Origin of the sequence: Rhizobium sp. YS-1r, assembly GCF_000757525.1 — a bacterium.
GTDB classification, from domain to species: Bacteria; Pseudomonadota; Alphaproteobacteria; order Rhizobiales; family Rhizobiaceae; genus Neorhizobium; species Neorhizobium petrolearium.
Window position 1 is genome coordinate 373,211 of record NZ_JPYQ01000006.1, and the last position, 23,263, is coordinate 396,473.

Annotated in this window: 20 protein-coding genes and 1 pseudogene; 3 read left to right on the forward strand and 18 right to left on the reverse strand. The window is 61.2% G+C overall.

Annotated elements, in window-relative coordinates; translation table 11 throughout:
* Both JL39_RS06210 and JL39_RS06215 read left to right on the forward strand, forming a co-directional pair.
* A complete protein-coding gene (locus tag JL39_RS06210; RefSeq protein ID WP_037147467.1) occupies window positions 1–468 on the forward strand; it encodes a chemotaxis protein CheW in 468 nt (155 codons plus the stop codon).
* Window positions 469–677: 209 nt separating this feature from the next.
* Window positions 678–1,007: a hypothetical protein gene (locus tag JL39_RS06215; protein WP_037147471.1), complete on the forward strand. Its 330-nt coding sequence runs from the start codon at window positions 678–680 to the stop codon at window positions 1,005–1,007.
* Between the two features lie 56 nt (window positions 1,008–1,063).
* Here JL39_RS06215 and JL39_RS06220 read toward each other — a convergent pair whose 3' ends face one another.
* A complete protein-coding gene (locus JL39_RS06220) occupies window positions 1,064–1,561 on the reverse strand; it encodes a CreA family protein (RefSeq protein WP_037147472.1) in 498 nt (165 codons plus the stop codon).
* 79 nt (window positions 1,562–1,640) lie between these two features.
* Window positions 1,641–2,231: a 3'-5' exonuclease gene (locus JL39_RS06225; RefSeq protein WP_037147475.1), complete on the reverse strand. Its 591-nt coding sequence runs from the start codon at window positions 2,229–2,231 to the stop codon at window positions 1,641–1,643.
* Window positions 2,232–2,503: 272 nt separating this feature from the next.
* On the opposite strand from JL39_RS06225, the pseudogene JL39_RS30845 reads away from it, so the two are divergent.
* Window positions 2,504–2,942: pseudogene (locus tag JL39_RS30845) on the forward strand (GNAT family N-acetyltransferase).
* A gap of 3 nt (window positions 2,943–2,945) precedes the next feature.
* Here the strand turns inward: JL39_RS30845 and ligA are convergent.
* From ligA to mraY, 16 genes are all read right to left on the reverse strand, one after another.
* Complete coding sequence (gene ligA / locus JL39_RS06235) at window positions 2,946–5,105, reverse strand: NAD-dependent DNA ligase LigA (RefSeq protein WP_037147478.1); 2,160 nt, start codon at window positions 5,103–5,105, stop codon at window positions 2,946–2,948.
* 82 nt (window positions 5,106–5,187) lie between these two features.
* Window positions 5,188–5,715: a DUF6886 family protein gene (locus tag JL39_RS06240; protein ID WP_037147480.1), complete on the reverse strand. Its 528-nt coding sequence runs from the start codon at window positions 5,713–5,715 to the stop codon at window positions 5,188–5,190.
* A gap of 6 nt (window positions 5,716–5,721) precedes the next feature.
* Window positions 5,722–7,395: a DNA repair protein RecN gene (gene recN, locus JL39_RS06245; RefSeq protein WP_037147483.1), complete on the reverse strand. Its 1,674-nt coding sequence runs from the start codon at window positions 7,393–7,395 to the stop codon at window positions 5,722–5,724.
* A gap of 24 nt (window positions 7,396–7,419) precedes the next feature.
* Window positions 7,420–8,286: an outer membrane protein assembly factor BamD gene (locus JL39_RS06250; protein WP_037147486.1), complete on the reverse strand. Its 867-nt coding sequence runs from the start codon at window positions 8,284–8,286 to the stop codon at window positions 7,420–7,422.
* 184 nt (window positions 8,287–8,470) lie between these two features.
* A complete protein-coding gene (gene lpxC / locus JL39_RS06255) occupies window positions 8,471–9,427 on the reverse strand; it encodes a UDP-3-O-acyl-N-acetylglucosamine deacetylase (RefSeq protein WP_037147489.1) in 957 nt (318 codons plus the stop codon).
* A 255-nt stretch (window positions 9,428–9,682) separates the two neighbouring features.
* Window positions 9,683–11,443 (reverse strand): cell division protein FtsZ, encoded by a 1,761-nt coding sequence (gene ftsZ, locus JL39_RS06260; protein WP_037148525.1) that lies wholly within the window; start codon window positions 11,441–11,443, stop codon window positions 9,683–9,685.
* Window positions 11,444–11,530: 87 nt separating this feature from the next.
* Window positions 11,531–12,862 (reverse strand): cell division protein FtsA, encoded by a 1,332-nt coding sequence (ftsA, locus tag JL39_RS06265; protein ID WP_037147492.1) that lies wholly within the window; start codon window positions 12,860–12,862, stop codon window positions 11,531–11,533.
* Complete coding sequence (locus tag JL39_RS06270) at window positions 12,859–13,782, reverse strand: cell division protein FtsQ/DivIB (protein WP_244446851.1); 924 nt, start codon at window positions 13,780–13,782, stop codon at window positions 12,859–12,861. Before JL39_RS06270 ends, ftsA begins: the two co-directional genes overlap by 4 nt.
* Window positions 13,779–14,705, reverse strand: a complete 927-nt coding sequence (locus tag JL39_RS06275; protein WP_037147499.1) for a D-alanine--D-alanine ligase — start codon at window positions 14,703–14,705, stop codon at window positions 13,779–13,781. The genes JL39_RS06270 and JL39_RS06275 overlap by 4 nt, the downstream gene beginning before the upstream one ends.
* A gap of 370 nt (window positions 14,706–15,075) precedes the next feature.
* On the reverse strand, window positions 15,076–15,762 hold the full coding sequence (aqpZ, locus tag JL39_RS06280) for an aquaporin Z (RefSeq protein WP_037147502.1): 687 nt from the start codon (window positions 15,760–15,762) through the stop codon (window positions 15,076–15,078).
* Window positions 15,763–16,004: 242 nt separating this feature from the next.
* Complete coding sequence (murB, locus tag JL39_RS06285; RefSeq protein WP_037147505.1) at window positions 16,005–16,979, reverse strand: UDP-N-acetylmuramate dehydrogenase; 975 nt, start codon at window positions 16,977–16,979, stop codon at window positions 16,005–16,007.
* Window positions 16,976–18,391: a UDP-N-acetylmuramate--L-alanine ligase gene (gene murC / locus JL39_RS06290; protein ID WP_037147507.1), complete on the reverse strand. Its 1,416-nt coding sequence runs from the start codon at window positions 18,389–18,391 to the stop codon at window positions 16,976–16,978. Before murC ends, murB begins: the two co-directional genes overlap by 4 nt.
* Complete coding sequence (murG, locus tag JL39_RS06295; protein ID WP_052182703.1) at window positions 18,388–19,545, reverse strand: undecaprenyldiphospho-muramoylpentapeptide beta-N-acetylglucosaminyltransferase; 1,158 nt, start codon at window positions 19,543–19,545, stop codon at window positions 18,388–18,390. Before murG ends, murC begins: the two co-directional genes overlap by 4 nt.
* Window positions 19,546–19,551: 6 nt before the next feature.
* Window positions 19,552–20,706, reverse strand: coding sequence for a putative lipid II flippase FtsW (gene ftsW / locus JL39_RS06300; RefSeq protein ID WP_037147510.1), 1,155 nt, complete (start codon window positions 20,704–20,706; stop codon window positions 19,552–19,554).
* Between the two features lie 3 nt (window positions 20,707–20,709).
* Window positions 20,710–22,128: a UDP-N-acetylmuramoyl-L-alanine--D-glutamate ligase gene (gene murD, locus JL39_RS06305; RefSeq protein WP_037147513.1), complete on the reverse strand. Its 1,419-nt coding sequence runs from the start codon at window positions 22,126–22,128 to the stop codon at window positions 20,710–20,712.
* Between the two features lie 7 nt (window positions 22,129–22,135).
* Window positions 22,136–23,239, reverse strand: a complete 1,104-nt coding sequence (mraY, locus tag JL39_RS06310; protein WP_037147516.1) for a phospho-N-acetylmuramoyl-pentapeptide-transferase — start codon at window positions 23,237–23,239, stop codon at window positions 22,136–22,138.
* Between the last annotated feature and the right edge of the window lie 24 nt (window positions 23,240–23,263).

A 23,263-nucleotide genomic window follows, 5' to 3' on the forward strand; every position in this document is an offset into this window, starting at 1 on the left:
ATGACCAATGCCATCAAGCAGTCCGGCGCGTATCTCGAGATCGTCTCCTTCCATCTTGGAGACCAGGAATTCTGCATCGACATCATGGCGATCCGCGAAATCCGCGGCTGGGCACCGGTGACCCCGATGCCGCACACGCCGCCTTACGTTCTCGGCCTCATCAACCTGCGCGGCGCGGTGATCCCGGTCATCGACATGGCCTGCCGCCTCGGCATGAAGATGACCGAACCCTCCGAACGCTCCGCGATCATCGTGACGGACATCCGCGGCAAGCTGGTCGGCCTGCTGGTCGAACAGGTTTCCGACATGATGACCATCCGCGGCGAGGATCTGCAGCCGGCGCCGGAAATCATTCCGGAAGCCCAGCGCGCCTTCTGCCGCGGCATCGTGGCGCTCGAAAAGACCATGGTCTGCTTCCTGAACCTCGACACCGTCATCGCCGATGAACTGGAACGCGAAGCAGCCTGATTTTGCAGTGCAAACAGAGGCTTGGAGACTTCCGCCGCAAGCACCCGCGGCGGAAGGTTAACATATTGTAATCATTAATTTATTCATTACACAAATTTAAGAATAATATCCGGAACCGCTTTTGTGCACTGCGAGTTCTTCCGTCGCAAAACGCCCAACCGAACCGCTTCAAAACTCTTCGGCTGGTTTACGAAGACAGGAGAATGACCATGAACAAGGCTTTTGCACTCGCAGTCCTGATGTCCGTCGCCACGATGGGAAGCGCCTATGCCCGTGAGATGGGTTCGATGGCAGTCCCGGCCGGCAATAATGATGTCCGGATCATCTATACCGATCCGGGCGCAGACGACAGCGCCCGCTTCCTCAGCATTCCGGATACCTTTGCCCATCCCGACCAGTCGACGGTCAAGGCAGCCCAGAACGAGGTGAGAACCGATTCCAGGCTCCGCCAGACGCTCGTCAGCCAGAATGTCGAACTGAACAACGTGGTCGGCATCGAAAAGGCGGCGGATGGCAGCAGGATCGTCTACGTCCGCTGATCCATGATCCCGGCAACCGGGCGTACCCGCCCGGTTCCCGCAGACGGCAGGCCGGATCAGGGCTGCGGCTTGCCGTTCTTCCAGACGGCGTTCTGGTTGTAGAGCGGAACCGTCGAAATCGCCATCTTCGCCGATCCCTCGACGATCTGCCGCGAATGCGCGAGATAGACCAGGGTATCGTTCGCCTTGTCATAGATGCGCTTGACGAGAAGATCCTTCCAGATCAGCGAGCGGCCTTCGCGGAAGACTTCCTCACCGCCTCTGGACAGGTCGATATCGCCGATCTCGATCGGCCCGGTCTGCCGGCAGGCGATCGAGCTGTTCGACGGGTCTTCGAACCAGTTTCCCTGCTTCAGGCGGTCGATGATCGAGCGGTCGAAATAGGTGACGTGGCAGGTCACCCCCTTGATTTCCGGATCCGCAATCGCCTCCACGACGATGTCGTTGCCGATCCAGTCAACTCCGACCTTGCCGACCACTTCGGCGGAAGCTGGAATGGAGAGAAAGGCGACGGAAAGGGCAGCGGCGGATGCGAGGCGGTTCAGGCGTTTCATGGACAGGAACTCCGGTAAACAATCCGTGATCTGAGATAAGACGTGCCAGCGCCGTTACAAGCAGGCATGTCCGAATGTCTCACTTCAGACGACAGGTACAGGGATCATAGCCACCGGAGAAGAGGCGACCGACCTTCATGCCGATCGCAGCGGGAATATCGCGGACATGCGAAACCTGCAGGGAGCCGGCAATGGCAATCGTCGCTTCGGCACAGATCGCGGCATCCTCCGCCGCATTGTGATGCGTAAACCGCAGCCCAAGATGGTCGGCGAGAACATTCAGCTTGTGGGAGCCGAGATGAGGCCAGACCTTCTTGGCCATCTTCACGCTGCAGAGATAGGCAAGCTCGGGATAGCTCTGCCGATAGGCATCGAGGCAGGCGCGCCAGACGCTGAAATCGAAGGCGGCGTTGTGGGCGATCATCGTCGCCCCGTGGAAATCGTCGGCAAATTCGTCCATGACCTCGGGAAACTCACCCGCGTCTTCGACATGTTCCGGCCGGATGCCGTGAATGGCGATATTGAAGGACGAGAAGCGCATATCCTTGGGACGAATAAGCCGTTCCTCCACCCGCACGACCTCGCCGTCCTCGATCCATGCCAAACCTACCGAACAGGCGCTGCCGCGCTGTTCATTGGCGGTTTCGAAATCGATGGCTATGGTCTTCAAAGGCTGGTCCCGAATGGATGTCGACCGACTTCTACAGCCCGCGACCCGATTCGGCAAAGACGGGCGGTATGAACTCTTGACGCTTCGCACGCTCTCTGGCTTCATGCCGGTCATGACCAAGTTCGCCGCCCATATGCATCTTACCGTGACCATCCACCCCGCAGGGTGCGTGGCGGTTTTGGCGCGTTAGCCGGTCATCCGTCCACCAACCCTGCCGAAGCAAGGCAGGGTCGGTTCTCCCGCTCTGCTTCGGCGAAACGAAGGAGAGTATGATGAGTGAATTCGATACCCCTCCCCCGCTCGATCCGGATGCCCGATGGCCCACAGGCCTGTCGATCCGCGCACGCACGCCGGACGACGCTCCGGCGATCGCCGCCCTGATCAACCTGCCCGGCTACCGTTACGGCACGTTGCGCATACCCCACCACACGCCCGACGAGGTTCGCAAGAACATCGAGAATCAGTCCAGCAATTCCTTTGAACTCATCGCCGAGTTCGAAGATCGCTAGGGCGCTGCTCGGCGAAATCCTCGCCATCGCTGACCGCTGGCTGAACCTGAAACGGGTCGAGTTGACCGTCTATACCGACAACGACCGCGCCATCCGCCTCTACGAACGGAACGGCTTCGTCAAGGAAGGCCACCTCCGCTGCTTCGGTTTTCGCGATGGCGAATATGTGGATGCCTATACGATGGCCAGAATTCGGACGTGAGCGTCACCCGCCGATGAAGGCCAGCCATTCGTCCTCGTCCATCACCTGGACGCCGAACTCTCTCGCCTTGTCGAGCTTGGAGCCGGCGCCCGGGCCTGCCACGACGAAGTCGGTTTTCTTCGAGACCGAGCCCGCCACCTTGGCGCCGAGGCTTTCTGCCCTCGCCTTCGCCTCGTCGCGAGTGAATTTTTCGAGCGAACCGGTGAAGACGACCGTCTTGCCGGAGACCGGGCTGCCGCTTGCGGCAATCTGCTCGGCTTCCTGCGGCGTCACCTCCTCGAGAAGCCGCGTGATGACCTCGACATTGCGCGGCTCCTTGAAGAATTCCACGATGGCGCGCGCCACGACCTCGCCGATACCCTCGATATTGTTGAGGTCGTCCCAGGCGTCACCGGAAAGATCGGCGGCCTCCTTCATGGCCTTCTCAAAGGCTTCGTAAGTGCCGTAGGCGCGGGCGAGCAGCTTGGCGTTCGTCTCGCCGATATGACGGATGCCGAGCGCATAGATGAAACGATGAAGCGCGATCTCGCGTCGGCTGTCGATCGCATCAAAGAGCTTCTTGACGCTGACCTTGCCGAAACCCTCGATATTCTCGAGCTTCGTAAGCGGTGAATCCTCCTGCCGTTTCTTCAGCGTGAAGATATCGGGCGCAGTACGGACCTGCAGTGCCGGATCCTCGCTTTCGAAGAAGAAATCGATCTGCTTGGAACCAAGCCCCTCGATATCGAAGGCATTGCGTGACACGAAATGCTTGAGATGCTCAACGGCCTGGGCGCGGCAGACAAAGCCGCCGGTGCAGCGTGTCACCGAATCAAGCTTGCCCGTCTTCTCGTTCTTCTCGCGCACCGCATGGCTGCCGCAGACCGGACATTTCTTCGGAAACTCGTAAGGCACGGCGTCAGGAGGACGTTTTTCCATGACGACGTCGAGCACCTGCGGGATGACGTCGCCGGCCCGCTGCACGATGACCGTGTCTCCGATACGGATATCGTGCTCCTCCTCACGGATGCGCTCACCGGAATTGCCGATGCCCTTAATGTAATCCTCGTTGTGCAGCGTCGCGTTGGTGACCACCACGCCGCCGACAGTCACGGGCGTGAGACGCGCGACAGGCGTCAGCGCGCCGGTCCGCCCGACCTGGATATCGATCCTCTCCACACGGGTGAAAGCCTGTTCGGCCGGGAACTTGTGGGCCGTCGCCCAGCGCGGTGAACGGGAGCGGAAGCCGAGCCTTCCCTGCAGGTCGAGCCGGTCGACCTTGTAGACCACCCCATCGATCTCGTAATCGAGGTCCGGACGCTTCAGCCCGATCTGCTTGTAATGGTCGATAATGTCCTCGACCGAGTTTAACCGCTTCATCAGCGGGTTGACCGGAAACCCCCATTCCTTGAATTTCTCCACCATGCCCATCTGGGTGTCGGCCGGCATTTCCGACATCTCGCCCCAGGCGTAGGCGAAGAATTTCAGGTTTCGGCTGGCCGTCACTCTGGCGTCGAGCTGGCGAAGCGATCCGGCGGCGGTGTTGCGCGGGTTGACATAGGTCTGCTTGCCTTCCGCTTCCATCTGCGCGTTGAGCGCCAGAAAGTCGCTCTTGCGCATATAAACCTCGCCGCGCACCTCGATGACGTCCGGCACGCCGGCCGGCAGGCGGTTGGGGATTTCCTTGATGGTCCTGATGTTCTCGGTAACGTTTTCGCCGGTCGTGCCGTCTCCGCGCGTCGCTGCATTGACGAGCCGCCCGTGCTCGTAACGGATCGACATGGAGAGCCCGTCGATCTTGGGCTCCGCCGTAAACGCGATGGAACCATCCGGAAGCTGTCCGAGGAAACGGTAGACGGAGTTGACGAAGTCGCGCACGTCGTCGTCGGAAAACGTGTTGTCGAGCGACAACATCGGCCGCGAATGGGTGATCGGCGCAAATGTGGGCAACGGTGCGGCGCCGACACGAATTGAGGGGCTGTCGGCGCGGATCAACTTCGGAAACCGCTTTTCAACCGCGTCGTTGCGCCGCTTCAGGGCGTCATAGTCCGCATCCGAAATCTCAGGCGCATCGTGGCCGTGGTAAAGCTCGTCATGGCGGGCGATCTCGGCCGCCAGATAAGCCAGTTCGGCTGCAGCCTGTTCTTCGGTCAGATCTTCGACGGGCGTTTTTTCGACGGACATGTGGATGCACTCCTCGCGATCGCGGAGTCGTTTTTTAGAGCAAATTTCCGCAATGGGAAGAGAGCGATGCGGGAAGGTCGCCCTAGACCCAATCGAGCGCATTGCGAAGCCTGATGCCGCTGACATGCAGGCTGCTCTGCCAGAGAGGCTTGAGAGGCTTCAGGCTGTCGACGACGCGAAGCTCGACGCCCCGCGGCGCGAATTCCCGGTCCAGCCCGGACAGCGTGGCAACACCGATCGGCACGACAGGCCGGCGGGCGACCCACATGCCGGCGTCATCCAGATCCTCGAACCCTTCAACCGGCATTTCGTAACGACAGATCGTTTCCCCGCTCAAACGATCGAGCCACACGCGTTCGACATAGGCTACAGCGCGCCAATCGCCGAGCCAGGACCGACGGTCGTCCGCAATGGTGTCCGGCTTCGCCCAGATCAGAATCCGGGGGCAATCGCGCGGAAAGAGATACATGAACTCGTGTGCTTCATCGATCGCCCAGACGAGCGGACCGTTCAGCCATTCCTTGCCGGGTTGCCGCAGCGACGCAACCCGGACCGGCCGCGGCTCGAAGCGTTCGATCCCCGGATCGTCGCTGAAATGGTAAAGCCGCATCTGCGATCAGCCGCCGCCGGCAAGCAGCCGCTTTGCCGCAGCCCGCGCCTCGTCCGTCACAGAAGCCCCTGCCAGCATGCGGGCGATCTCCTCCGTGCGGTGCTCCGGTTCCATGGTGGCAACCTGAGTGGCGATCTTGTCCGAGCCTTGCCCTGCCGGTCCCTTGGATATCAGGAGATGGGTCGCCGCGCGCGCCGCCACCTGCGGTGCGTGCGTCACTGAAAGCACCTGCACCTTCTCGGAAAGCCGCTTCAGCCGCTGGCCGATCGCGTCTGCCACCGCACCGCCGACGCCGGTGTCGATTTCATCGAAGACCAGCGTCGGAGCCGAGCCGCGATCCGCAAGCGCCACCTTGAGCGCCAGCAGGAAACGCGACAACTCGCCGCCGGATGCAACCTTCATGATCGGGCCGGGACGCGTGCCGGGGTTGGTCTGCACGTGGAATTCGACCGTGTCTATGCCTTCGGCGGTCGCAGCCTCGGGATCGCTTGCCACCTCCACCATGAAGCGGGCGCGTTCCAGTTTCAGTGCCGGCAACTCGGTCATCACGGCCTCCGCCAACGCCTCGGCGCCCTGCCGGCGCTTCCCCGACAGGGCGACGGCCGCCCGATCGTATTCCGCCTTGGCGGCGCCCGTCAGCTTTTCGAGCTCGGCAAGCTTCTCCTCGCCGGCATCGAGGTCGGCAAGATCGGCGATCATCTTTTCGGTAAGCGCCGGCAGGTCGGCGACAGCAACGGAATATTTGCGGCCGGCAGCGCGCAATGCGAACAGCCGCTCCTCCACCCGCTCCAGTTCGCGCGGATCGAACTCGGTCTTCCGGAGCGCCGCCTCGATCTCCATCTGCGCGTTGGAGAGATGGTTGAGCGCCGTGTCGAGCAGTTCTACCGTTTCCTCCAGCAAGCCCGGCGCCTCATGGCTCTTGCGCTCAAGACGCCGCACCAGCGAACCAATCAGCGGAACGGGGGACGCGTTGCCGTTGAGGAATTCGGAGGCTTCGGAAATGTCGCCTGCGATCCGTTCGGCTTTCTGCATGCGTGACCGCTGCTCGGCAAGCTCGTCCTCCTCGCCGTCCTGAGGCGCCAGCGCTTCGAGCTCCTCGACCGAGGCGCGGATATAGTCAGCCTCGCGGGCGGCAGCCTCCACCCTGGCGCGATGCGTCCTGAAGGCGCGCTCGGCATCCTTCCAGGTCTTGTAGAAGCCGGAAAGCTGCTGGACCTCATCGCTCAAACCGGCAAAGGCATCGAGAAGCGTGCGATGCGCATCCGTATCGATCAATGCCCGGTCGTCGTGCTGCCCGTGGATTTCGACGAGAAGCTGCCCCGCCTGCCGCATGAGCTGCACGCTCACCGGCTGATCGTTGATGGAGGCACGGGTGCGGCCATCGGCGGACTGGATGCGGCGGAAGATCAGGTCGCCGTCGTCATCGATCCCATTCTCCCGCAGAAGCTGACGGGCGGCGTGAGCGCCGGACACGTCGAAGACGGCAGTCACCTGCCCTTTCTCTTCCCCGTGCCGCACAAGGCCACCGTCACCGCGGCCGCCGAGCGCCAGCGACAGACTGTCGAGAAGGATCGATTTGCCCGCGCCCGTTTCGCCGGTCAGCACCGAAAGGCCGGTCTCGAAGGCAAGATCCAGCCGCTCGATCAGAACGATATCGCGGATCGACAACTGGATCAGCATGTTTCCCCGATCTTGCGCTGTACCTTACGCGCCGATGAGCTTTGCTCCGGCGCGAGAAATCCACGAACCGCGATTCTCGCGAGGCTCGACGCCGCCGCTCTGCAACAGCTTGTAGGAATCGGCATACCACTGGCTGTCCGGATAGTTGCGTCCGAGAACGGCCGCGGCAGTCTGCGCCTCCTCGGCGATACCCATCGCATAATAGGCTTCCGTCAGCCGCGCCAGTGCCTCTTCCACCTGGTTGGTGTTGGAATACTGTTCGACCACGACGCGGAAGCGCTGGATCGCCGCGAGGTATTCCTTGCGCTCCAGATAATAGCGGCCGACCTGCATCTCCTTGCCGGCGAGCTGGTCACGCGCGAAGCGGATCTTGGCCTGCGCGTCCTCGACATATTCGGAATCGGGATAGTCCTTGATGACCTTGTTCATCGCTTCGATGGTGCGCATCGCAGCCTTCTGGTCCTGCGTCACGTCGGCAATCTGCTTCGAATAGGCAAGACCGACCAGATACTGCACATAAGCCGAATCCTGCGATTGGGGATACTGGCTCATATAGCGGTTGCCGGTGGTGATCGCCTCGTCGTTACGGCCCAGCCGGTATTTGGTGAAAGTGCTCATGACGAGCGCCTTGCGACCCCATTCGGTGAACGGGTTCTGCTTGTCGATCGCATCGAACTTGCGGCCTGCCTCGGCGAGGTTACCGGCCTTCATATTGGCGAGGCCCTGATTGTAGAGCGTTTCCGGCGGATCGGTCTCCATGCCGAGCTTTGTGATGTCGATATCGCGGTCCGATTGGCAAGCCGTCATGCCCAGACCGGCGCCAGCCAGCATCAGCGAGACAAGCGCCATTCTTGCCGTCTTACGCATTCCAACAGACCTTACATGGTTCATTCGACAGTTCCCGATCGTCCCGCGCATTGAAGCCCTGCCCCGAGCAGGCGGTTCTACCCATAAAAGCAAAGGGAGAGCAACGCAATGATGGCGCATTAATGCATTTTTGTGGCATTGCAGGTCGTCGCCCAAAAGAAAAGGCCGCCTCCGAGGAAGCGGCCAGGTGGACTGGATCATATTTTTTTCAGGCGAACCAAGGCGTCAGTTCCTGCATGCTGACCGGCACGAACTCCCCTGCCCGCACGCGAGCCGCACGCGACGACGGAGCCTCGACGACTTCGTAGGCCGTCGGATCGCTCATGAGCGCCTTCAGCGCATTCGCATTCATCTTGTGACCGCCGCGATAGGACCGGTAGCAGCCGATGAACTGTGCGCCGGCCAGCGCCAGATCGCCGACGGCGTCCAGCGCCTTGTGGCGAACGAACTCATCCTCGTAGCGCAGACCTTCGACATTCACGACCGTATCATCGTCGGAAATGACGACCGAATTCTCGAGCGAGGAGCCGAGCGCATAACCGGCGGCCCAAAGGCGTTCCACATCACGCATGAAGCCGAACGTGCGGGCGCGGGAAAGCTCCTGCTTGAAAGTCTCCGGCGTCAGATTGCCTTCCCACTTCTGCCGACCGATGAGCGGCGAGGAAAAGTCGATCTCGACTTCGAACCGGGTGCCGTCATGCGGACGGAACTCGGCCCAGGATGAACCCGAATCGATACGCACCGGTTTCACGACGCGAATATAACGGCGCTTGATGCCGAGATTGACGATGCCGACCTGCTCGATCGCCTCGATGAAGGGATAGGAACTGCCATCCATGATCGGCATTTCGCTGCCGTCGACATCGATCACGACATTGTCGATACCGAGAGCATAAAGAGCCGCCATGACATGCTCGATCGTGGCAATCCACCTTGCGGGCGAACTGCCGAGAACGGTGCACAGATCCGTCGGACCGACCTGAGAAGAGACGGCGCGGTATTCTACCGAACTGTCGTCTTCGAAAACGCGCGTGAACACGATGCCGGTACCGGCTTCGGCAGGCTGGAAGGTAATATCGACAGGCGCTCCGGAATGAACGCCTATCCCCGTCAAGGTTACCGGGGCGGCGATGGTGGTCTGGAAACCGAGCAATCCGATGGTCATTCCTACTGCCTTCTTTATCGTCGGACCACTAAGGCAAAGTGATCCGAAATTCCTAGCGTCCAGAGACCAATCACCTGAATCGGGAGGCCTCATTCCGCGTCTTTCATCGCACTACATACGCAGCCGTCCGGCGCATTCCAAATCACTGTTCGTTTCCGATTGTTACGTTGTTAACTCCGCGTACGGGTTAAGAAAACGAGCAAAGGCCCGGATGCGTGATCCGGGCCTCTTTCACATTTCGTGACCGTTGTTAACTCAGTTCGACTGGCGGCGCAGGAAGGCCGGAATTTCGAGCTGATCGTCCTCGTGATGAGCCTGCGGAACGGCGCGGCCATGGTCGTCGAGGTTGCCGCGGCGTGGCGCATAAAGGCTGGCTTCCGGCGACAGCGGACGACGCTGCTGGGGAGCAGGAGCAGGAGCCGTCATGTCGCTGACCGGTTCTTCCTCATCGCGGCGGCCGAGCGAATTGGTGATTCGCTTCAGGAGCCCCATCGGACCACGCTCTTCCTGCACATGCTGTACGGGTTGAGCGCGGCGGTCCATCTCGGCCTTCACGACCGGCGGAAAATCCTCGACCTTCGGCATGCGCACCGGTTCGACAACCGTCGAGACGGAAGGAGCGACCGGTTCATGGTGGACCGGCTGCGCCATGCGGGGCGCCGGCTGCGTCATTGCCGGAGCAGGTTGCGGGGCCGGAGCCGGACGGCTCGCAATCGGGGCAGGAGCGTCGACCGGGGCAGCACCGAAGATGCGGCTCTGCGGCCGGAATTCTTCATGATGCTGTTGTATAGCCGGCTGCGAAGCGACCGGCTGAGGCGCCGGGGCAGCCTGCGGCGGCTCGGGGATGGTGAGCTCGCGCTCCATCTCGGCCTCTGCCATGCGGATCGTCTCGGCGATCGGGTCGACAGCCGGCTTCGGAGCCGGGGCGGCCTGGGCAACCGGAGCCGGTTGAGCCGCAACGGACGGAGCCGACGACACAGCCGCAGACGGACGAATCACCGGCCTCTGAGCAGCGCGCATCTCAGCGGCCCGGATATCGACCGAGGCAGCGCCACGATCGATGCCGGTGGCGACGACCGACACGCGGATCAGGCCTTCAAGCGCCTCGTCGAAGGTCGCACCAAGGATGATGTTGGCATCCGGATCGACTTCCTCGCGGATGCGGGTCGCGGCCTCATCGACTTCGAAGAGGGTCAGGTCGCGGCCGCCGGTGATCGAGATCAGCAGCCCCTGAGCGCCCTTCATTGAGGTCTCATCGAGGAGCGGGTTGGCAATCGCCGCTTCCGCCGCCTGCATCGCGCGGCCCGGACCGGACGCTTCGCCCGTGCCCATCATCGCGCGGCCCATCTCGCGCATCACCGACCGGACGTCGGCAAAGTCGAGGTTGATCAGGCCTTCCTTGACCATAAGGTCGGTAATGCAGGCGACACCGGAATAGAGCACCTGGTCGGCCATCGCAAAAGCGTCTGCAAAGGTCGTCTTGTCGTTGGCAATGCGGAAAAGGTTCTGGTTCGGAATGACGATCAGGGTATCGACCGACTTCTGCAGCTCCTGAATTCCAGATTCGGCGAGCCGCATGCGACGCTGGCCTTCGAAGTGGAACGGCTTGGTGACAACACCAACGGTGAGGATGCCCTTCGAACGGGCGGCCTGTGCCACAACCGGAGCGGCGCCCGTGCCCGTGCCGCCGCCCATGCCGGCGGTAACGAAGCACATATGTGTGCCATTCAGATGGTCGACGATCTCGTCGAGGCACTCTTCAGCGGCGGCGCGACCAACTTCCGGCTGCGAGCCGGCGCCGAGACCTTCGGTGACCCGGACACCCATCTGGATGATCCGTTCAGCCTTGGTCATCGTGAGCGCCTGGGCATCGGTATTGGCGACAACGAAATCGACGCCTTCCAGCCCGGCCGTGATCATGTTGTTGACGGCGTTGCCGCCGCCGCCGCCGACGCCGAATACGGTGATGCGCGGCTTCAGCTCGTTAATTTCCGGCTTTTGCAGCTTGATGGTCATTGCAGCAGTTCCTTCTTCTTCAGGCCGCATCGCCGCCGGCCAATTCATTCCAACTATTCTCTGAGGCAGTGGGCAGAAGCCCCCGCATCAAAAACTCTCCTTCAGCCACTGGCCCACGCGCGCCAGCCGGCCGTTGCCGCTGCCAAGCGAAGCCATAAGCCCGCTCTGAGAGGCATGTGTTTCCATGTCCGCAACCTGCGGATAGATCATCAGACCGACGGCCGTCGAAAAGGCCGGGCCTTTGGCTGCCGCCGGCAAACCGGAGACGCCCATCGGACGGCCGATGCGGACGTTGCGCGCCAGGATGCGGCGGGCGGTCTCCGAAAGGCCGGTGAGCTGGCTTGCGCCGCCCGTCAGCACGACACGCTTGCCGACGATCGGGCTGAAGCCCGACTTCTGGATACGGTCGCGGATCAGTTCCAGGGTTTCCTCGATACGGGCCCGGACGATGCGGGTGACCAGCGAACGCGGCACCTGGGTCGGCTGGTCGCGGTCGTCCTCGCCGATCGGCGGCACCGAGATCACGTCGCGCTCGTCGCCGCTGTTCATCAGGGCCGAACCATGCACGACCTTCATGCGCTCCGCATCCTCGATGCGGGTCGACAGACCGCGCGCCAGATCGGTCGTAACGTGATGGCCTCCGAGGCTGATCGCATCCGTATGGACGAGCTTGCCTTCCGCAAAGACCGAGATCGTCGTCGTGCCGCCACCCATGTCGATTGCAGCGCAGCCAAGCTCGACCTCGTCGTCGACGAGGGCCGCGAGGCCGCTGGCATAGGGCGTGGCAACCATGCCCTCGACCGAAAGATGAGCCCGATTGACGCAGAGCTCGAGGTTCTTGAGCGTAGCGCGTTCGGCGGTGACCACGTGCATGTCGACGCCCAGCTCGTCGCCGAACATCGCCAGCGGATCACGGATTCCGCGCTCACCATCCAGCGAAAAGCCGGTCGGAAGCGAATGCAGGATTGCACGGTCCTGACGCAGCGACTGCTGGCTTGCCGCGACGAGAACCTTCTTGAGGTCTGCCGCCTCGACTTCCTGACCACCGAGATCGATCGTTGCCGTATAGACGTCGCTTGCCAGCCGGCCGGCGGAGACGTTGACGATCAGGCTGTCGACGGTAAGCCCCGCCATGCGCTCGGCCGCATCGACCGCAAGCCGCACCACGCTTTCGGCAGCATCAAGATCGGCAATCACGCCCGACTTCACGCCGCGCGAGCGCTGATGGCCGATGCCGATGATCTCGATGTTATGGGTGCGTCCCGGCAGGACCTGGCTTTCCTGGCGCGGAGTCAGCCGCGCGATCATGCAGACCACCTTGGTGGAGCCGATATCCAGAACCGAAACGACATGGCTGCGCTTGGAGGAAAGCGGCCTCATGCGCGGCAGACCGAAATGGGAAGAACCGAAGACGCTCAAATTTGCTCTCCCGCTTTCTTAAGAGCCTTGGCCCGCGCTTCCAGCGCCTGCCCGCGACGCTCGACAGCGCCGGCGGTAAGCTGAATGGTGGTCCGGTCTTCGAGACGAAGATCGACGGCCGCAATGTCACGCTCCAGCACGCCCTGTTCCTTTTCAAGGCGGGCAAGCACGGCAAGAGCCTTGGCGACATTGCTTTCCGGCAGCTTGAGTACGACACCGTTGTCGAGGTGCAGGTCCCAACGCCGACCCGCGACGCGGACATAGGCTTTCACGCGGTTTTTCAGCTCGGGCCAGCCCGACATCTCCTCTTCGAAGGAAAAGGCAGCCGTCTCGGCATCGCGACCGACGAAGAGCGGAAGCGAGGTGAACTTGTTGTCGCGCAACGGCGCGATCACGCTGCCATTCTTCTCGATCAGCGAAAGCTCGGTTCCGTGCTGCCAGATGCCGAATGCCTGACGCTCCTTGAGCATGACATCGATCGTCCTCGGGTAAACCTTGCGGACCTCCGCATATTCGACCCAGGGCAATTCCGAAAGCTTGCGGCGGGCCGCATCGATATCGAGCGCCACGAGCGATGTCGTGCCATCGAGACCGAGAAGCTGGAGAATATCGATCTCGGAGGTTTGCTCATTGCCCGAAACACGCACGTCTTCGATGGCGAAACCGACAGCCGCCGTCGTCGCCTGCGCGACCTCGTGACCGTGCCCACCGAGCGACATCCCGTAAAGACCGACGGCAGCAAAGAAACCGAATGCCGACACGGTGCCCGTGTGGGGAGGAATATGAATTCGGCCCGTTGCAAGGCTGACGCAAAAACGCACCATCCGGCGAAGCGGCCGCGGAAGCACGCGCCGCTCTTCGACACCGAGATAGAGAGCCTGAGAACGGCCGCGCGGTCCACCCGCTCTATTGCCGATCAACGCAAACACGTAGCATCCTCCACCATCCAACGGACCAGTTCACCAAAAGAGTGGCCGGCATGCGCGGCCATTTCGGGCACCAGCGATGTGGGGGTCATACCGGGCTGCGTATTGATTTCGAGCCAGATAACCTCACCATCCTCGGAGAAACGGTCGTCGTAGCGGAAGTCTGAGCGACTGACGCCCCGGCAGCCCATCGCCTGATGCGCCTTGAGCGCCAGTGTTTGAATCTTTTGGTAAACATTCGGTGAAATTTGTGCAGGAATGACGTGTTTCGACCCACCTTCGGCATATTTTGCATCGTAATCGTAAAAAGCGTGACTTACCGGCAGGATTTCCGTTACGCCAAGCGCCACATCGCCCATGACCCCACAGGTCAGCTCGCGGCCGTAAACGTAACGCTCGACGAGCACGTGATCCCCGTAACGCCATTCGGAGGAACCGATGACCTGAGGCGGATGCGGCTGATTCTCCTGGACAATGACGACGCCAAAGGATGACCCTTCGCGCACCGGCTTCACCACATAAGGCGGGGCCATCGGATGCGTGCTGGAAATATCGAAGCGGTTCATTGCCTTGGCTTCCGCAACGGGAATGCCGACCGACTGAGCGACCCGCTTGGCCTGATGCTTGTCCATGGCGAGCGCGGAAGCGAGAACGCCGGAATGGGTGTAGGGTATCTGCAGATATTCGAGAATGCCCTGGATCGTTCCGTCTTCGCCAAAAGGCCCATGCAACGCATTGAAGGCAACGTCCGGCCTGAGATCGGTGAGCACCGTCGCAATATCCCGCCCGACATCGACGCGAGTGACGCGATAGCCCTCACCCTCAAGAGCATAGGCACAGGCATTGCCCGAAGACAGGCTTACAGGCCGCTCGGAGGAAAGCCCTCCCATCAAAACAGCGACATGCTTGCCACTCATCGTTCACTCCCGAAAAAAGGACTTCACTCTATGCCACGGCGCTTGCGCCAAACTCGTTCCGGAGGCGATTCCCACCGGATATAAGATTTGACTGCATTAGTGCCTCAATATGGTTAACAAATCGTTTACTTTGATTAATGCCACCGGGCAAAGGCATGAAAATAAAGGAAAAATCGAGTGAGCGATTATTAACGCATTCCGTCATGACGCGAATGAGCGCCTGCATCGATACGGACTTCGAACTATTATTCTTGATGATTAAATCCGACCTGAATGACGTCGGGACGAGAAAAAGCCCGCGAGACCGACAATCTCGCGGGCTTTCTTTTAAGGCAGAATGCGGCTTACCTTCGGCCTGGATCGTTGCCGATCATTCCGAATCGTCCACAACCTTCCATGCCAGAGCGCCGAGGACCGCGCCGACGATAGGAGCCACCCAGAAGAGCCAAAGCTGCTCGAGCGCCCAGCCCCCGGCAATCACCGCCACGCCGGTGGAACGGGCCGGATTGACGGACGTATTGGTGATCGGGATCGAGATCAGATGGATGAGCGTCAACGCGAGACCAATCGCGATCGGAGCAAAGCCGGCCGGTGCCTTTGGCCCGGTCGCTCCCAGGATGATGAAGATGAAGAAGCCGGTAAGAACGATTTCCGCAAGCAACGCGGAGGTCAGTGAATAACCGCCGGGTGAGTGCTCGCCATAGCCGTTGGACGCAAAACCGCCGAGCTGGAAATCGGCCTTGCCGGAAGCGATGAGATAGAGAACCAACCCTGCAACAATACCTCCGAGCACCTGGGCAACGACATACTGAAGGAGATTGGAGGCCGGCAATCTGCCCGCCACCGTCAACCCGACCGATACCGCGGGATTGAAATGTCCGCCGGAAATGCCACCGACGGCAAAGGCCATGGTAAGGACCGTCAGACCAAATGCCAGCGCGACGCCTACGAAGCCGATTCCAAGATCAGGAAATGCGGCAGCCACAACCGCGCTGCCGCATCCACCGAAGACAAGCCAGAAAGTGCCGAGGAATTCGGCTGCAAATTTCTTGAACATGTTGTTACATCCCCCTAATCGCGCGCCTCCGGCACGTGCCGGCATCAGGCGCGACTCACTTGATGCACAATGATTATGCAACGGCTGTTCGTGAACGCCCAATGAATAAGAAATGGCTGAAATATATTGTCCATTATCATATGCCTGGCACGGAAAAACGAAACCAGAATATAAGAAAGATACCGCAAAATATTGATTTTACGGTATCTTACAAGGATACTAGGCAGTAGTTTGGGGTATGGTCACTCGGTCGTGACGCCCTGGAATGGTCTGACCTCGCGACCTGGCATGAAGATGCCGAGCCGCTTGATTTCCCATTCAAGCTTGATGCCGGAATGTTCAAAGACGCGCTGACGGATGGTCTCGCCAAGATATTCCAGGTCGTAACCGGTCGCATGACCGATATTGATCATGAAATTGCAATGGAGCGAGGACATCTGTGCCCCGCCGCTCATCAGGCCACGGCCGCCCGCTTCGTCGATCAGTTTCCAGGCCGAATGGCCTTCCGGATTCTTGAAGGTCGAGCCGCCGGTCTTTTCCTTGATCGGCTGCACCGTCTCGCGATGCTGACGGACTGCATCCATCTCGGCGCGGATCTTCGCCCTGTCCTCGGGATAACCTTCGAAGACAGCGTGCGTGAAGATCAGGTCTGCCGGCACCGATGAATGGCGGTAGCTGTAGCCCATCTCCTCCTTCGAGAACACATGCTTGTTGCCCTTGCGGTCGACCGCATGGACTTCGACCACCCGGTCCGCCGTCTCCGTGCCGTTGGCACCGGCATTCATGCGCAGCGCGCCGCCGATCGAACCCGGAATGCCGTAATAGAAGGCGAAACCACCGATCCCATTATCCATCGCCATGGCGGCGATATACTTATCCGGGCAAATGGCACCGGCCTGGATGCGGTTCTCGCCGACGAGATCGAGCCCGCCGAATCCCTTGGCGGAAAGGCGCAGGACGACGCCCGGAATGCCGCCGTCACGGACCAGCAGGTTGGAGCCGACGCCGACCACCGTCAGCGGCACGTCCTCCGGCAGGATCTTCAGGAAGGTGACGAGGTCATCGACGTCGTGAGGCTGGAACATAAGCTCGGCGAGACCGCCTGCCTGGAACCAGGTAACGCGATCCATCGGCGCATCCGGCGTCAGGCGCCCGCGCAGTTTGTTGACGTCATCCCCCAGCGACGCCAGCAGCTTTTCCCCATTCACCTGTTTCATTCCTTTTGTCCCGAAATATTTTCCAGTTCCTTCGGCAAGGCCGCCGCCCATTGTGTGATATTACCAGCCCCCAGAAGAACCACGAAATCACCTGGTTTCGCAATGCCCGATACAATCGAAGCAAGTTCGTCCGGCGATGCCATATAGCGCGCGTCGCGATGGCCGCCCGAGCGGATGCGGGCAACCAGTGCTTCGGAACTGGCACCTTCGATCGGCTCCTCGCCCGCGGCATAGACCGGCGCCAGGATAATGCTGTCGGCATCGTTGAAGCAGGTGGCGAAATCCTCAAAGAGGCTCGACAGCCGCGTGTAGCGGTGCGGCTGGTGAACGGCAATGATACGGCCCTGGCAGGCCTCGCGCGCCGCCCTCAGCACCGCCTTGATCTCAACCGGATGATGACCGTAGTCGTCGAAGATCTGCACACCATTCCAGGTGCCGGTGAGCGTGAAGCGGCGTTTCACACCCCCGAAATTCGCAAGCCCCTTGCGGATATTCTCTTCCGAAATGCCGAGCCGGTTGGCGACTGCAATCGCCGCGGTCGCGTTCGAAATGTTGTGCCGGCCGGGCATCGGCAATGCCAGATCCTTGAAATTGAAGACGCGACCGGTGCGGCGGCGGCGGATTTCCACATCGAAGATCGCGCGCGTGCCTTCCGTGCGAACGTTGGAGAAGCGCGCGTCAGCCTGAGGGTTCTCGCCGTAGGTGATGATCTTGCGATCCTCGATGCGCCCGACGAGCGCTTGCACTTCCGGATGGTCGAGGCAGAGCACGCCAAAGCCATAGAACGGTACATTCTCGACGAATTGCCGGAAAGCGGCACGCACCGCGTCGAAATTGCCGTAGTGGTCGAGGTGTTCCGGGTCGATATTGGTGACGACCGCAACATCAGCAGGAAGTTTCAGGAAGGTGCCGTCCGACTCGTCGGCCTCAACGACCATCCACTCGCCCTCACCCATCCGGGCATTGGTGCCATAAGCATTGATGATGCCGCCATTGATGACCGTCGGATCGAGCCCGCCAGCCTCCAGGAGTGTCGCAACCATCGAGGTCGTGGTGGTCTTGCCATGCGTGCCGCCGATCGCGATCGCATTGCGGAAGCGCATCAGTTCGGCGAGCATTTCGGCACGGCGCACGATCGGCAATGATTTTTCACGCGCAGCGATCAGCTCGGGATTGTTCTTCTTGATCGCGGTCGACACGACGACAACTTCCGCATCGCCCAGGTTTTCTTCCCTGTGGCCGACAAACACCGGAATGCCCTTGTCGCGCAGCCGTTGGACATTGGCGCCGTCGGCCTGATCCGAGCCTTGCACCTTGTGGCCGAGATTGTGCAGAACCTCGGCAATGCCGCTCATGCCGATCCCGCCGATGCCGATGAAATGAACAAGCCCTATGGCCTTCGGCATCTTCATGCCCGCACTCCCCAATCTTCTGATTTACCGAAGTCCTTCGACGTCCTGAATTCCGCAATCGACTTGCGTTCGGCTATAGCCACGACCATATCCGCGAGCAAGCTCGCCGCGTTCGGATGTCCTGCCGTCTTGGCGGCGGTGGCCATTTTTTCCAGGCGATCCGGTTCCTTCATCGCAGCCGAAATGAGCGATGCCAGCTTTTCCGGCGAAAGCTCCGATTGCGACACGACCTGCGCTCCTCCGGTCGCCACGAGTGCCGCTGCATTAGCAGCCTGGTCATGATCCAGAGCATGCGGGTAAGGCACGAGAATGGCGGGCCGTCCGATCACTGCGATCTCGGAAACCGTGGAAGCACCCGAACGGCAGATGACGAGATGTGCAGTCGCCAGACGTTCGGCCATGTCCGAGAAGAACGATGAGATATCGGCCGGTGCGTTCAGTTTGGCAAAGCAGGAGATCACGCGATCCTTATCTTCCGGCCGCGCCTGCTGGGTGACGACAAGGCGATCGCGCTCGGCCTTGTCGAGCAGGCTGAGCGCCGTCGGCACGACCGAGGAAAAATACTGAGCACCCTGACTGCCGCCGAAAACGACCAGCCGGAATGGATCGCTGCCGCGGGATGCAATGTAGGGAATATTAGAGGCAGCCAACACCGCCGGTCGCACCGGATTGCCGGTCGTGACGGTCTTGTCCGCATAGGGACCATCGTTCTCCGGCAGGAAGCCGCCGGCGATTGCCTGCACCTTGCCCGCCAACGCCTTGTTGGCGCGGCCCATCACGGCGTTCTGTTCGTGGATCATCGACGGCACGCCCATCGAGGTCGCCGCCATCAGCGGCGGCACGGTGGGGTAGCCGCCAAAGCCGACGACCGCGAGCGGCTTCAATTTGCCGACCAGGCGGCGGGCGGCGCGAAGCCCCGTCCAGAGCCTCCAGCCGGTACGGGCGACCGCAATCGGATTTTTCGAGCCCAGCGTGGCGGAAGGAACCACATGAATCTCGTCGGCCGGAAATGTGCCCGCGAAACGCTCCGCTCGGCTGTCGGTAACGAGATGGACGGAATAGCCACGCGCCTTCAGCTCATGCGCGAGCGCCTCCGCCGGAAATACGTGACCGCCGGTTCCCCCGGCGGCGAGAAGGATGATGCCCTTGGTCATCTATATTTACTCCGCCGGTACGCCTTGAGCGACACGGAACAGGCTCTTCTCCTTGGCCCGCTTTTCCGGGCGGTGACGCGTGAGCGCCAGAATGAACCCCGCCGTGATGCAGATAGCGATCATCGACGAGCCGCCATAGGAAATCAAAGGCAGCGTCATGCCTTTGGCCGGCATAAGTTCCAGATTGACGCCGATATTGATCAGCGATTGCATGCCAATCTGCAGCACGAGCCCCGCCACTGCAAAGCGGTTGAAGTCATTGCCTTCCTTGAAGGCATGATTGAGGCCCCGCAACACGACGAAGGCGAAGACCGCCACCAGCGCCATACAGAAGATAATGCCGAATTCTTCCGCTGCAACGGAGAAGATGAAGTCCGTATGGCTGTCCGGCAGGATGCGCTTGACAATCCCCTCGCCCGGTCCCTGGCCGAACCAGCCGCCCTGCAGGATCGCTTCGTGCGCCGTCTCGATCTGAAACCGGTCGCCTTCGCCCGTCAGGAACTTGTCGAAACGCGCGGTCACGTGGGGCAGCATGTAATAGGCCGCAAGAATGCCGCCTGTCCCGACACCGCCGAGCAGAACGATCCAGAGCCACGGCATGCCGGCCATGAAGAACATGCCGCCCCAGACGACGCTGGTGAGGATGGTCTGGCCGAGGTCCGGCTGGGCGACGAGCAGCGCCGCGACGATGCCGAACAGAATGATGGCAAAGAGATTGCCCGGAATTTCCGGCTGACGCGCATGCTCGGCAAAGAGCCAGGCGCAGACCACAACGAAGGCGGGCTTCATGAATTCGGAAGGTTGGATTGAGAAAGTGCCGACACCGATCCAGCGCCGGGACCCCTTGACCTCAACGCCGAAGAACAGCGCCAGCACCATCAGCGCCAGCGAAAGGACGAGGAGGATGATCGCCGTACGGCGCACCTGCCTCGGCGTCAGGAAGGAAAGACCGATCATCACCGCCAATGACGGAAGGATGAAGAGCGCATGCCGCTCGACGAAATGGAAGCTTGGCAGGCCGATTCGCTCGGCAACCGCCGGTGAGGCCGCAAAGGAGAGCATGAAGCCGATGCCCATCAAAAGCACGAAGGCGACGAGGAAGAAACGGTCGATCGTCCAGAACCAGTCTGCGAGCGGCCCTCGGTCTGCGCGGCTTACCATCTGTCAGCGTCCCTTTCCGGTCTCGATCAACATCGTGACTCCCTCGAGGGCCGCGACGTAGCCGACAAAGGCATCGCCGCGAACCTCGAAATTCTTGAACTGATCGAAGCTGGCGCAAGCAGGCGACAGCATCACCGCGGACGGCATCGCATCAGCCCCCGCATCCGCTGCGGCATGCGTCACGGCCTTTTCGAGCGTGCCGGAAATCTCATAGGGCACCGCCTCGCCGAGGGTTGCCGCAAACGCCGGCGCCGCCTCTCCGATCAGATAGGCCTTGACGATATGCGGAAAGAGTGGAGCGAGGCTTGCGATCCCGCCTTCCTTCGGCAGACCGCCGGCAATCCAGTAGATGCGGTCGTAGCTGGAAAGCGCCGGCGCTGCGGCCTCCGCGTTCGTTGCCTTCGAATCGTTGACGAACACCACCTGCCCGCCCCCATGGCGCAACTGGCCGACCGGCTGCATACGGTGCTTGAGGCCTGGAAAGGATTTCAGCCCCGCACGGATGTCATCCCTGGAAACGCCGACCGCCAGGCAGGCGGCGATTGCCGCGGCGGCGTTCTGGGCGTTGTGGCTGCCTTTAAGCGTCTGGACGCCGTCGAGATCGACAAGCACCGCAGAGGTGCCGCCCTGCGCCTCGATGATCCGTGTGCCTTCGGCATAAAGCCCATCGGCCACGACGTTGCGCTTGGATATGCGTCTCACCGACACTCCAGCCCGTTCGACGCGGTCGGCGATCAGGGCGCAATGGGAATCATCGATGCCGATGACCGCAGTCTCGCTGCCGGCAACCAGCCGTTCCTTGATATCGGCATAATGCTGCATCGTGCCGTGCCGATCGAGGTGGTCCGGCGTCAGGTTGAGCAGGATGCCGGCCGTCGGATCAAGTGTCGGCGCAAGGTCGATCTGGTAGGAGGAGCACTCGACGACAAAGTAGCGCTCGGCCTTCGGCGGATCGAGCGTCAGGATGGCCGTGCCGATATTGCCGCCGAGTTGTGTGTCGCGGCCGCTCGATTTCAGGATATGAGCGATCAGCGCAGTCGTCGTCGATTTGCCGTTTGTGCCGGTAATGGCAATGAAGGGGCAATCCGGCGCATGTGCCCGGCGCTCGCGGACGAAAAGTTCGACATCGCCGATGATCTCGACGCCTGCCGCACGGGCAAGATCGACGCTCCAATGCGGCTTCGGGTGGGTGAGCGGCACACCTGGCGACAGGACGAACGCGGCCTGGGCCGGCCAATCGATGGTGTGCAGATCAGCAGTGGTGATCCCCTCGCCCGCAGCCTTCCCGACACTATCCGGATTGTCGTCCCAGGCGACCACCTTCGCCCCGCCGGCGACAAGCGCCCTGGCGGTCGCAAGCCCGGATCCGCCGAGCCCGAAAAGCGCGACCTGCTTATCCCTGAATGTGGTGACCGGGATCATCTTGGTCTCACCTGAGCTTGAGCGTCGAAAGCCCGAGGAGCGCAAGCCCGACGGCGATGATCCAGAAGCGGATCACCACCTGGCTTTCCGTCCAGCCGAGCTTTTCGAAATGGTGATGGATCGGCGCCATCAGGAAGACACGCCGGCCGGTCATCTTGAAGAATCCGACCTGGATGATCACCGACAGCGTCTCCATGACGAAAAGGCCGCCGATGATCGCCATGACGATCTCGTGCTTGGTGGCGACGGCGACGGAGCCGATCAGGCCGCCGAGGGCCAGCGAACCGGTGTCGCCCATGAAGATTGCAGCCGGCGGCGCGTTGAACCAGAGGAAGCCGAGGCCCGCGCCGATCACCGCGCCAAGAATGACGGCAAGTTCACCCGTGCCGGGCACGAAATTGATCTGCAGGTAGTTCGCGAAGACCGCGTTGCCGGCGAGATAGGCGATCACGCCGAAGGAAGCCGCAGCGATCATGACGGGCACGATCGCGAGCCCATCGAGGCCGTCCGTCAGATTAACCGCATTGCCCGCCGCGACGATCACGAAGCCGCCGAACAGGATGAAGAAAAACCCGAGATTGAGGAGGAAATCCTTGAGGAAAGGAAAGGCGATCGACGTCCCGAGAACCGGATTGGTCGAAGAACCCGTCGCCAGCGCCACGCGCATCATGAAAAAGACGGCGATGCCGGCGATGACGAATTCGATGCCAAGCCGCGCCTTGCCGGAAAAGCCCTTCTCCGTCTGCTTCGTCACCTTCAGGTAGTCGTCATAGAAGCCGATCGCGCCGAAACCGAGCGTAACGAGCAGCGTGGCGACCACATAGATGTTGGAAAGATCGGCCCAGAGCAGCGAACCGCCGAGGATGCCCGCGAGAATCATCAGTCCGCCCATGGTCGGCGTACCGGCTTTCTTGAAATGCGTCTGCGGTCCGTCGGCACGGATCGGCTGGCCCTTGCCCTGCCGGACGCGTAGCGAAGCAATGATCCGCGGGCCAAACAGGAAGACTATAAAGGCAGAGGTGAAGAGGGCCGCACCCGTCCGGAAGGTGATGTATCGGAACAGGTTGAAGAATTGAATTCTATCCGCCAGTTCCACAAGCCAGATCAGCATTCAGGGCCCTTTCTCAAGCCGCGT

Bases quoted from the DNA above. Each gene is read 5' to 3' on its own strand.
- JL39_RS06210 (WP_037147467.1), top strand. From the start codon at position 1: ATGACCAATGCCATCAAGCAGTCCGGCGCGTATCTCGAGATCGTCTCC.
- JL39_RS06215 (WP_037147471.1), top strand. From the start codon at position 678: ATGAACAAGGCTTTTGCACTCGCAGTCCTGATGTCCGTCGCCACGATG.
- JL39_RS06220 (WP_037147472.1), bottom strand. From the start codon at position 1,561: ATGAAACGCCTGAACCGCCTCGCATCCGCCGCTGCCCTTTCCGTCGCC.
- ligA (WP_037147478.1), bottom strand. From the start codon at position 5,105: ATGTCCGTCGAAAAAACGCCCGTCGAAGATCTGACCGAAGAACAGGCT.
- JL39_RS06240 (WP_037147480.1), bottom strand. From the start codon at position 5,715: ATGCGGCTTTACCATTTCAGCGACGATCCGGGGATCGAACGCTTCGAG.
- recN (WP_037147483.1), bottom strand. From the start codon at position 7,395: ATGCTGATCCAGTTGTCGATCCGCGATATCGTTCTGATCGAGCGGCTG.
- JL39_RS06250 (WP_037147486.1), bottom strand. From the start codon at position 8,286: ATGAACCATGTAAGGTCTGTTGGAATGCGTAAGACGGCAAGAATGGCG.
- lpxC (WP_037147489.1), bottom strand. From the start codon at position 9,427: ATGACCATCGGATTGCTCGGTTTCCAGACCACCATCGCCGCCCCGGTA.
- ftsZ (WP_037148525.1), bottom strand. From the start codon at position 11,443: ATGACCATCAAGCTGCAAAAGCCGGAAATTAACGAGCTGAAGCCGCGC.
- JL39_RS06275 (WP_037147499.1), bottom strand. From the start codon at position 14,705: ATGAGTGGCAAGCATGTCGCTGTTTTGATGGGAGGGCTTTCCTCCGAG.
- aqpZ (WP_037147502.1), bottom strand. From the start codon at position 15,762: ATGTTCAAGAAATTTGCAGCCGAATTCCTCGGCACTTTCTGGCTTGTC.
- murB (WP_037147505.1), bottom strand. From the start codon at position 16,979: ATGAAACAGGTGAATGGGGAAAAGCTGCTGGCGTCGCTGGGGGATGAC.
- murC (WP_037147507.1), bottom strand. From the start codon at position 18,391: ATGAAGATGCCGAAGGCCATAGGGCTTGTTCATTTCATCGGCATCGGC.
- murG (WP_052182703.1), bottom strand. From the start codon at position 19,545: ATGACCAAGGGCATCATCCTTCTCGCCGCCGGGGGAACCGGCGGTCAC.
- ftsW (WP_037147510.1), bottom strand. From the start codon at position 20,706: ATGGTAAGCCGCGCAGACCGAGGGCCGCTCGCAGACTGGTTCTGGACG.
- murD (WP_037147513.1), bottom strand. From the start codon at position 22,128: ATGATCCCGGTCACCACATTCAGGGATAAGCAGGTCGCGCTTTTCGGG.
- mraY (WP_037147516.1), bottom strand. From the start codon at position 23,239: ATGCTGATCTGGCTTGTGGAACTGGCGGATAGAATTCAATTCTTCAAC.